Source organism: Meiothermus luteus, assembly GCF_003574085.1.
GTDB classification, from domain to species: domain Bacteria; phylum Deinococcota; class Deinococci; order Deinococcales; family Thermaceae; genus Meiothermus; species Meiothermus luteus.
On the sequence record NZ_QWKZ01000117.1, the window covers coordinates 1 to 7,921 of the forward strand.

The window sequence follows — 7,921 nt, forward strand, 5'->3', positions numbered from 1 at the left end:
CGCCCCAGGGGTGGCTGAGCGGGCCGCTCGGAACGCGGAGGGGCGCTGGGGGGTGCGGGTCTGTGGGGTGCACGATGGGTACTTCTCGGATGAGGAGCAGGTGTTGAAGGCCATCCGGGCAGCCCGGCCAGACCTGCTGGTGGTGGGAATGGGGGAGCGGCAGGACACCTTCATCCACCGCCACAAGGCCCGCCTAGCGGCCAAGGTGGCCATCGGGGTGGGCGGCATGATTGATGTGCTGGCCGGGGAGGTGCGGCGGGCGCCGCGTTGGGCCCAGCGGATGGGGCTGGAGTGGCTGGTGCGCATTGCCTCTGACCCCAGGCGCTGGCGGCGCTTTCCTAGGCTGCTCCGGTTCGTCTGGATGGTCTTGGCCGAGGCCGGTCAACGGAAGAGTCCTCCCGGGGGCTCGTAGGGACCAGCCACAAACTCCCCCATGCCCCGGGCCAGCACCGGCACCCCCCGCCAGCTGCCGGTGCCCACCACCGGGCCTTCCCAGTAGACCACCCGGGTGGAGGCGCTGAGCAGCTCCTGCTCCTTCCGCAGGGGCTCCAGCCGGAGCGAAAGACCTTCAGCCTCCACCGACCAGGCCAGGTCGTAGGTGCGGCCTGAGGGGGAGCTCCAGCTCTCCAAAGGGGTCATGCGCGGGTTGGCAAGAGCCTCTGCCTGCCCTTCTGGGCTGATGGCCGAGGCGGCCACCTGGACCACCTCGCCGCGGGGGTTCTTGACCCGGTAGAGCATCAGGTCGGTTCCGTCAGAGAGGTGCAGGCCAAACCAGTCCCACAGGGCGCTCAGGGCCGTGGGGCTGCCGCTTGGCCCCCCGAGCTGGTCGCCCCACTGGTGGTCCATCCAAGCCTCGCCCTGCACCCTCCGGCCCAGGATACTTCCTTCCAGGGCCATCCGGGTAAAGGAGACGTAGTACATCCGGCCGGTCTCGGCGGTGCCAGAGTAGCCCGGGGGATGCACCACGGCGGGCTTTAGGGGGACGAGCCGCACCTGGATGGGGCCTGCGGTGAGCCGAAAACCGTTGCTTTCCTGCCAGAGCCTCCAGTCGCCCTGTTCAATCCGGAGCGGTGGGTAGGCCACCTGGCTTTCCCCAAAGGGGCGGTCAAAGCGGAAGTCGGAGCGCTCCTCAAAGAGCTTTTGGTTGGCCCTAAGATCAGTTACGGCGATGTGCGAGGCGTGGTAGGGGCCGGGAAAGAAGAGGGCTGGGGTGAGGGGTCCGACCCGCCAGTGCTGCGGCATGTAGGCCTTGAAGAAGGCCCAGTGGAAGGCCAAGCCGGCCTCCGGGAGGTAGGACGAAACATACCACCACTCCAGCGGGGCGTTGTGGGGACCCCAGCTGTCCGGGCTGGGAGGCCGGTGGGGGTCTACCCCCTGCAGCGCGGGTAGGCAGCCGGTGAGCAGGAGCAAGACCAGTATCCAGCGGCGCATGTTCTTAGTCTAGAAATCCCCCGGGGCCCTGGCTGTAGCCGCGCGTAAAATCGGGGCTGTGACCGACACCCACTGCCACCTAGACCACATGGCGCCGGCCGAGGCCGAAGCGGCCATCGCCGCTTCGGCCCACTTCAAGTCCATTCTGACGGTGGGCACCGACCCCGTACGCAACCGCCGGGCCCTGGCCTTCGCCGAGGCCCATCCCCACATCTTCGCCTCGGTGGGCCTGCACCCCACTGAGGCCCACCTGCTCTCGCCTGAGCTGGAGGCCGACCTGGCCCACCTGGCGGCCCACCCCCGGGTCCGGGCCATCGGCGAGAGTGGCCTTGACTACTACTGGACGCCCGAGACCCGCGGGGCCCAGCTAAAGGCGCTGGAGTTTCAGCACCGGCTGGCCCTGGAGCGGGGCCTACCCCTGGTTCTGCACGTGCGCAGCAGGGATGGGCGGGCCGAGCTCGAGCTGGCCGACTGGCTCGAGCAGCACCGGCCGCCCCGGTTCGTGCTGCACGCTTTTGCTGGGCACCCTAGGCTGCTGGAGGTAGGGCTGAGGCTGGGGGGCTACTTCAGCCTAGCCGGGCCCCTTACCTATAAGAAGAACCAGGCCTTGCGGCAGGCTGTTCTAGAGATTCCGCTGGAGCGCCTTCTGGTGGAGACCGATGCCCCCTTCCTACCCCCGGAGCCCCACCGGGGGCAGCGCAACCACCCAGCCTTGGTGCGCTTTACCCTGGCCAAGCTGGCCGAGCTGCGGGGCTTGGACCTAGAGGAGATGGAGCGCATCACCGACCGGAACGCCTGGGCCTTTTTTGCCCTGGGCGAAGGGGCCTCTAGGATTGCTTGACCGCGGGGTCCGGGCCCCGTAAGATGCGGAGCGGGATGCTGCGGACGAGCGACAATTGCTAAAGGTGGGGGTGTCCGGTGGCCCCCGATACCGCGTTGTATCGGGGGCTTTCCCTATAGAGAGTACGTCTGCGCCCATAGGAGCCCACATGTGTAGAGTTCTGGCCCGCGAGATTTCCTCTCACGTCGGAAAAGCCGTCTGCTTGGAGGGTTTTTTGCACTGGAAGCGCGACCTGGGCGGTATCCGCTTCGTCCTCCTGCGGGACCGCAGCGGGGTGGTACAGGTGGTGGTGGACCGGCGCTTTGAGCTGCCCCTGGCCGAGTCCTCAATGAGGGTGGTGGGGCGGGTGGTGGAAAACCCCAAGGCCCCGGGGGGCTACGAGGTGGTGGCGGAGGACTTGGAGTTTTACGCCAAGGCGGTTGAGCCCAGCCCCATTGAGATTCCCAAGGAGGAGTGGCGCGCCAGTCCCGAAACCCTGCTGGAGTACCGCTATGTGAGCCTGCGGGGGGAGAAGGCAAGGGCCCCGCTCAAACTACAAGCGGCGCTGGTGCGGGGTTTCCGCAGCTACCTGGACGCCCAGGGCTTCACGGAAATCTTCACCCCCAAAATCGTCTCGGCGGGGGCCGAAGGGGGGAGCAACCTCTTCGGCGTGGACTATTTTGAGCACCGGGCCTACCTGGCCCAGTCGCCCCAGCTTTACAAGCAGATTATGGTGGGGGTCTTTGAGCGGGTCTACGAGGTGGCCCCGGTCTTCCGGGCCGAACAGCACGCCACCAGCCGCCACCTCAACGAGTACCTTTCCCTAGATGTGGAAATGGGCTTCATCCGCTCGGAAGAGGACGTGATGGCCCTGGAGGAGGAGCTGCTGCGGGCCATGCTCGAGGAGGCCCGCCGCTCGGCGGAATTTGAGGCCAGGCTGCTTGAGGTGGAGTGGCCCAACACCCAGGAGATGCCCCGCCTGGAGCACAAGGAGGCCCGCCGCATCCTGCGGGAGGAGCTTGGCCTGGCGGTGGGGGCCGACCTGAACGAGGAGGCTGAGCGGGCCTTGGGGGCCTGGGCCAAGGAGCGGTGGGGGGTGGACTTCCTCTTCGTCACCAAGTACCCCGAAGCTGCCCGGCCCTTTTACGCCTATCCCGAAGGGGATGGCCTAACCCGGGGCTTTGACCTGCTGTTCAGGGGCTTAGAGATTACCTCCGGCGGCCAGCGCATCCACCAGCACGAGGTCTTGGTGGAGCAGCTCAGGAAGAAGGGCCACGACCCAGCCCAGTTCGCCGGCTACCTGGAGGTCTTTAAGTACGGGATGCCCCCCCACGGCGGCTTTGCCATCGGGGCCGAGCGCCTTACCCAGAGGCTGGCCGGTCTCCCCAATGTGCGCTACGCGCGGGCCTTCCCCCGCGACCGCCACCGGCTCACCCCCTAGGCGGCCTTTTTAGCGCGCGCTGGGTGACCTCCTGCTCTATGCCGAGCTCCAGCCGTATCTTCTCCAACCGCTGGAGCAAGCCTTCCGGGCTCACCCCAAGCTGTTTGGAAAGGGTCTGAATTTTCTCCTGGTCGTAGAGGGTGGCCAGGGTGAGGGCCATGGCCTCGCGGTACTTGGGCCCCAGCATCACCTCCAGGGTCTTGATGCGGAGCTGAATTTCAAACCACTCGAGCTTCTCAGCCTCGTTCGCCATCCCGTCTCCATAGGGGCAGCCCAAACCCGCGGGCCAGCCCAGCAAACACCGCCAATCCTACCAGCCCGCCCCCCAGCAGGGGTAGCAGGTTGGTTAGGAAAGGCCCCGGTGCCCCCAGCCAGACGGCCCCCTGGTGGGCCAGCAGGCCCGCTGGGAGGGCGGCCAGGCTGGTCTTTAGCGTGGCCCGCCGGACCAGGCCCCCCTCCACCATCCCCAGCCGCTCCAGGCGGTGGGTATAGGCGACCAGGCCAACCCAGCCCGCCAAGGCGGTGGCCAGGTTGAGGGCAAAAAGGCCCTGCTCGCGCAGGAGCCAGTAGCCCAGGGTGTTCAGGAGGGCCACCGCCACGGTGATCCGCACCGCCTGGCCGACCTGTCCTACCGCGTAGAAACCCCTGAGCAGGAGCTGGTTCAGCCCCCAGGGCAGCAGGGCCAGGCCCAGGGCCATGACGGTCTGGGTGGTGAAGGTCCGGTTGGCCTCGGTGAAGTTGGGGGTAAGGGCGTAGACCAGGCCTACCCCCCAAGGGGCCAGGGCCACCATCATGGCCGAGGCCAGGGCCAAAGGGGTTGCAAGCCGCACCAATAAGCGGCCCAGGAGCGCACGAGCAGCTTGTCGGTCGCTTCCTCCCAGGGCCGAGAGGCGGGGGAAGGCGGCCATGGCGGGGGAGACGGCCAGGAGGCCCAGCGCGGTGGTGAAGAAGAGCTCGCCGTTTTGGAATCCGGTGACGGCGGCGGGGGGGTAGGCCGCCAGGATGCTGAGGAGCACCAAGTTCAAAAACTGCCGCACCGAGGTGGTGAAAGCGAAGGGGCCGATGCGGGCCAGGGCCTGCCGAAAGGCGGGGTGCCAGCGGAACTCGAGCCCATAGCCCCTCAGCCCCGGGAGCTGAACCAAAGCCTGTAGGGCCCCGCCCAGCGTGACCGAGAGCCCCAGGGCCACCACGCTTTGGGGGAAGAGCAGCATCAGCCCGATGGACCCCAGGTTGAAGGCCACCGGGCTGAAGCTGGGAAGCCCGAAGTGCTCCTTTGACTGCAGCATGGAGGAGAAGAGGGCGGCCATGGATATGGTGAGAAGAAAAGGCAGGGTGAGCCGCACCAAGAGGACGAGCTGCTCAAAGACCGCGGGGTTTCGCAGGGGGCTGGTCTGGCCTAAGGCGGCCTCGGAGAGGAAAAGCAGCGCCCCGGCGATCTGGGGGGCAAAGAGCAGCCCCAGCCCTAAGACCACTAGGTTGACCCCCAGCAGAAAGGCCCCAAAGCGGCGGGCGAAGCGTTGGGCCTCCTCGGGGGGTAGCTGGGCCAGGACCGGAATCAGGGCGTTTTGGATGGCGCCTTCGGCCAGCAGCTCGCGGAGCAGATTGGGGATGCGGTAGGCCACCCAGAAGGCGTCTTTTAGGGTGTCGGGAAGGGGCAGATTGGTCAGGATGGTCTGGCGCACCTGGCCCAGCAGCCGGCTGGCCAGGGTGCCGCTCATGACCAGGAGGGTATTGCGGAGGATACGGGACATGGGAAAGCGGCTCAGTCCCAGTAGGCCCGGCTCCCCTTGGGCGACTTTTCCACCCGCAGCCGGGCCGGCAGCCGCTCGGCCAGGGTTTCCACGTGGGTCACGATGCCCACCAGGCGGCCCTGGGTGGGTAGGGTTTCCAAAATTCCCGCCACCTGCTCTAGGCTTTCTGCGTCTAGGGTGCCGAAGCCCTCGTCCAGGAACAAAGCCCCTATGCGGCCTTGGGAGAGGTGTTCGGAGAGGGAGAGGGCCAGGGACAAGCTGGCCATAAAGCTCTCGCCGCCGGAGAGGGTGCGCACGGGCCGCTGGGCCTCGGTCCAGCGGTCAAGCACCTGGTACTCGCCCCTGGCCAGCTCCAGGGTGTAGCGGTTTTGCGAGAGGGCCTGGATGAGCTCCGAGGCCCGCCGCACCAGCCCCCTTTGGTAGCGCTCCAGCAGGTAGTCTGGGAAGCGGTCGGCCCTCAGGTCTTTGGCCAGTTTCTCCCATAGGTCGGTCTTTTGGTCCAGTTCGGCTTTTTCCTTCAGGGCTTCTTGCCGCCGCTTTAGCCTTTCCCGCAGGTCCTCTAGCTGGGCCTCCTTAGCCCCTAGGGTGCGCTGGGCCTCCCTGAGGGCCATTTCCAGCCCCTGGAGCTTTTGCTCCTGAGCCCGCACCTGCTCGAGGGTTACTGGGCTTTGTCCGGCCAGCTCCTCTTCCAAGGGCCTCAGCCGGGTGCTCACCTCCAGCCCCTCCTGGCGGTGCGCCTCGAGCCTCCTCTCCTGCGCGACCAGCTCCTCCTCCTCCATCCAGGCTTGCTCCAAGGCCGCCGGGCTCTCAAAGCCGGCCGCCTCGAGCAGGGCCTGCACCACGGCGCGCTGCTGCTCTAGCTGCTTGGCCTGGGTCTCTACCCGGGCCGAGGCCCCCCGCTCCTCGTTCTGGAGGTGCCTTAGTTCCTCTTCGGCCTGCATAACCTGCTTTTCCAGAGTGCTGAGGTGTTTTAGCTCATCCTTTAGCCTGCGCTCAAGGTCCTCTGCCTTTTTTCCCTGGGTGGCCCTGTGCAGCTCCTCGGCCAAAGAGGCCAGCCTTTGCTGCTGTTCCTCCTGCACCGCCTCCAAGGAGGCCAGGCCCCAAAGCCGGGCTTCCAGGCTCCTTAGCTCATCTTCAGCGCTCGCCCGGGAGCCTTGGGCCTCCTCGAGCTGCTTTTGAAGGTTGGGAAGGGCCTCCTCCAGGCCCTTGAGGTGTCCTCGCTGGGTGGCGTAGCGCTCCCGTAAGCGGTCCAGCTCGTCCTTGAGGGACTTCACCTCCCTTTCTAGCCGCTCCAGCTCACCCCCTTCAGGCCTGGGGGGCAGCCGGTCCACAGTCTGGCCGCAGAGGGGGCAGGGTTCGCCGGGCCTGAGGTGGGGGTGGTACTGGGCCAGCCCCTGCCGCACCCGCTCGGCCTCCAGCCAGGCCTCGGCCTTTTGGTGGGCCTCCCTTTTCTCCTGGCCCTGCTGCTTGAGCGTCTCTATCTCTTTTTGGAGGGCCTCCCGTTTTTTCTGGGCCTCCTCGAGCTCCCTTCGGGCCTGCTCGAGCCGGCGCTCGGCCTGGGCGAGGCGGTCTTGGGCCTGCTCTTTTTGCTTGAAGAGCCCCTCAGCCTCCCGCAGGAACTGCATCCGGTCCTCATCGAAGGGAAGTGGGGCTGGGTGCCTTAGGTCCAAGCGCCCGCCGTACCGCTTCAAGGCATCCTCCTTGAGCCGCAGGGCCTCTATCCCGGCGAGCTGGCCTTTGAGGGCCTCGAGGCGCTCGGGCTGGTACTCCCTCCTTAGCTCGGCCAGGCGCCGCTCGAGACTCCCCAGGCGGTTTTGGGTCTGTTGGAGCTGGGCTTGGGCCTCTGAAAAATCGCTCTCCAGCGCCTGGAGCCCTTCCACATAGGGCCGCAGCGCCCGGGCCTTTTTGGCCTGCTCTAGCTGCCGAGAAAGGGTTTCCATCTCCGGTTGGGCCCGCTCCCAGCTCTCCTTGCGCCGCCTGAGCCTTCCCAGCTCCTCAAACTTTTTCTCCAGCCCCCGCAGCGCCTCCAGGTCTTTTTTGGCCCGCTGAATCTCCTCTTGCAGCCGCACCTCATCCTTGCGGAGCTGGGCCAGGACCTCCTCCAAGCGTTCCAATTCCTCCTCGCAGACCTCCCCCAGGGCCTTTAGCTCGCCCTCCAGGGCGGCTTTTTTTTCAACCAGGGCTTTGAGCCGCTCCGCGACCCGCTTGGCCATCTCCCCGAGGGACTCCAGGCCGTACAGGGCGACCAGGGTGGCCCGCCGCTCCTTGTCCGAGCCCCGCAGGAAAAGGTCAAACTGGCCCTGGGGCAGCAGGATGGCCCGGGTGAAGGCCTCGTAATCCATTCCCAGGATTCGGACCAGCTTCTCGTCCAGCTCCCTGACCCGTTCTGAGGCGGGGTCGGTCTTCCATTGGCCGTTTTCCAGCCGCTCCAGCCGGTGCTGGTTCTCCCGCCCCACCACCCGCACCACCCGCCAGACC

The 7,921-nt window shown here is 66.8% G+C and carries 7 protein-coding genes; 3 read left to right on the forward strand and 4 right to left on the reverse strand.

All coding sequences use genetic code 11. The features are described from left to right. Nucleotides 1-412: WecB/TagA/CpsF family glycosyltransferase (locus Mlute_RS13190; protein ID WP_147371098.1), on the forward strand; the 412-nt coding region annotated here is incomplete at its 5' end. On the opposite strand, the gene Mlute_RS13195 is transcribed toward Mlute_RS13190, so the two are convergent. Next, on the reverse strand, nucleotides 382-1,431 hold the full coding sequence (locus tag Mlute_RS13195) for a lipocalin-like domain-containing protein (protein WP_119361065.1): 1,050 nt from the start codon (nucleotides 1,429-1,431) through the stop codon (nucleotides 382-384). The genes Mlute_RS13190 and Mlute_RS13195 overlap by 31 nt on opposite strands. A 58-nt stretch (nucleotides 1,432-1,489) precedes the next feature. Here Mlute_RS13195 and Mlute_RS13200 point away from each other — a divergent pair, with 58 nt between their 5' ends. Together Mlute_RS13200 and aspS are read left to right on the forward strand one after the other, a co-directional pair. Further along, nucleotides 1,490-2,272: a TatD family hydrolase gene (locus tag Mlute_RS13200; protein ID WP_119361066.1), complete on the forward strand. Its 783-nt coding sequence runs from the start codon at nucleotides 1,490-1,492 to the stop codon at nucleotides 2,270-2,272. A 148-nt stretch (nucleotides 2,273-2,420) separates the two neighbouring features. Then, the gene (gene aspS, locus Mlute_RS13205) at nucleotides 2,421-3,692 is read left to right on the forward strand and encodes an aspartate--tRNA(Asn) ligase (RefSeq protein ID WP_119361067.1); all 1,272 of its coding nucleotides are present in this window, start codon (nucleotides 2,421-2,423) and stop codon (nucleotides 3,690-3,692) included. Here aspS and Mlute_RS13210 read toward each other — a convergent pair. From Mlute_RS13210 to Mlute_RS13220, 3 genes are all read right to left on the reverse strand, one after another. Continuing rightward, a complete protein-coding gene (locus Mlute_RS13210) occupies nucleotides 3,682-3,945 on the reverse strand; it encodes a hypothetical protein (protein ID WP_119361068.1) in 264 nt (87 codons plus the stop codon). The genes aspS and Mlute_RS13210 overlap by 11 nt on opposite strands. Continuing rightward, nucleotides 3,929-5,443 carry a murein biosynthesis integral membrane protein MurJ gene (murJ, locus tag Mlute_RS13215; protein WP_119361069.1) on the reverse strand — a complete coding sequence of 505 codons (1,515 nt, stop codon included), beginning with the start codon at nucleotides 5,441-5,443 and terminating at the stop codon, nucleotides 3,929-3,931. Before murJ ends, Mlute_RS13210 begins: the two co-directional genes overlap by 17 nt. Before the next feature lie 11 nt (nucleotides 5,444-5,454). Beyond that, a partial coding sequence (locus Mlute_RS13220) for an SbcC/MukB-like Walker B domain-containing protein (protein WP_147371099.1) occupies nucleotides 5,455-7,921 on the reverse strand: 2,467 nt, incomplete at its 5' end.

Coding starts and splice junctions, on each gene's coding strand:
- Mlute_RS13195 (WP_119361065.1), bottom strand. CDS start 1,431: ATGCGCCGCTGGATACTGGTCTTGCTCCTGCTCACCGGCTGCCTACCC.
- aspS (WP_119361067.1), top strand. CDS start 2,421: ATGTGTAGAGTTCTGGCCCGCGAGATTTCCTCTCACGTCGGAAAAGCC.
- Mlute_RS13210 (WP_119361068.1), bottom strand. CDS start 3,945: ATGGCGAACGAGGCTGAGAAGCTCGAGTGGTTTGAAATTCAGCTCCGC.
- murJ (WP_119361069.1), bottom strand. CDS start 5,443: ATGTCCCGTATCCTCCGCAATACCCTCCTGGTCATGAGCGGCACCCTG.